This is a genomic window from Aquibium sp. A9E412 (assembly GCF_030398335.1).
Classification (GTDB): domain Bacteria; phylum Pseudomonadota; class Alphaproteobacteria; order Rhizobiales; family Rhizobiaceae; genus A9E412.
The window spans coordinates 1-1,354 of the sequence record NZ_JAOAOP010000136.1 but is presented as its reverse complement, the minus strand read 5'-3'; the positions used below and the strand labels follow the sequence as shown (position 1 = coordinate 1,354).

General features: G+C 70.7%; 2 protein-coding genes. Both read right to left on the bottom strand.

The genetic code is table 11. The annotated features are described in order from the left end of the window. Positions 1-101: 101 nt before the first annotated feature. Positions 102-1,031 (bottom strand): prephenate/arogenate dehydrogenase family protein, encoded by a 930-nt coding sequence (locus N1F89_RS20570; RefSeq protein WP_290086367.1) that lies wholly within the window; start codon positions 1,029-1,031, stop codon positions 102-104. Positions 1,032-1,035: 4 nt separating this feature from the next. Then, on the bottom strand, positions 1,036-1,354 hold a 319-nt coding region (locus N1F89_RS20565; RefSeq protein ID WP_354670342.1), incomplete at its 5' end, for an aminotransferase class I/II-fold pyridoxal phosphate-dependent enzyme.

Genomic DNA, 1,354 nt, shown 5'->3' with positions numbered 1-1,354 from the left:
TATAGCGTTTCCAGGCGAAGTGGAAACCGGTTCGCCGTTCGGAAACGCGTGAAAACAATGCGTTAGAGCCGATCTGCGATTCCGTGAAACGCAGAACGGCTCTAGGACCGCTCGGCCCGCGCCAGGCGGCCGAAGTCGGGCGCGTCGATCTCCTGCCCCGCCTCGATGATCGAGCGGCGCACGGCGCGGGTGCGGGCGAACAGGTCGAACAGCTTGTCGCCGTCGCCCCAGCGGATCGCGCGCTGCAGCGACGACAGGTCCTCGGAAAACCGCGCCAGCATCTCCAGGATGGCCTCGCGGTTGTGCAGGCACACGTCGCGCCACATGGTCGGGTCGGAGGCGGCCAGGCGGGTGAAGTCGCGGAAGCCGGAGGCCGAGTACTTGATGACCTCGCTCTTGGTCACCGCCTCCAGGTCGTCGGCCGTGCCGACGATGTTGTAGGCAATGATGTGCGGCAGGTGCGAGACGATGGCGAGCACCATGTCGTGGTGCTGCGGGTCCATCGTCTCGACCGTCGAGCCGCAGCGCTGCCAGAACCGCGTCAGCCGGTCGAGCGCGGCCGCATCGGTGCCGGCGAGCGGGGTGAGAATGCACCAGCGCCCGGCGAACAGCTCGGCGAAGCCGGCGTCCGGGCCGGAATGCTCGGTGCCGGCGATCGGGTGGCCGGGGATGAAGTGCACGCCGGCCGGCATGTGCGGCTGCATCTGGGCGATCACCGAGCCCTTGGTCGAGCCGGCGTCGGTGACGATGGCGCCGGGCTTGAGCGCCGGCCCGATGGTCGCCGCGACGTCGCCCGAGGCGCCGACGGGCACCGACACGACGACGAGATCGGCATCCGCCACCGCCTCGGCGGCGTCGGCCGTGTAGCGGTCGCCGAGGCCGAGTTCGGCGGCGCGCGCCAGCGTCTCGGGACGCCGGGTCGACACCACGAGCTCGCCGGCCAGCTTCTCGCGCCGGATGACGCGGGCGAGCGACGAGCCAATCAGGCCGATGCCCACCAGGGCGATCTTGGCAAACAGGGGCTCGGACATCAAATCAGCTTTTCAGGAACTCGGCGAGGGCGGCGACGACGCAGCGATTGGCTTCCTCGCTGCCCACCGACATGCGCAGCGCGTCGGGGAAGCCGTAGCCGGCGACGCGGCGCAGCACGAAGCCGCGCGCCGTCAGATAGGCGTCGGCGGCCGCCGCGGCGTTGCCGCCATCGGCCGGGAAGTGGATCAGCACGAAGTTGCCGACGCTCGGCGTCACCCGCAGGCCGAGCGCCGTCAGCTCCTCGGTCAGCCAGGCGAGCCAGCGGTCGTTGTGCGCCACCGCGGCCTCGACATGCGCCTTGTCGGCGATCGCCGCCGCGCCG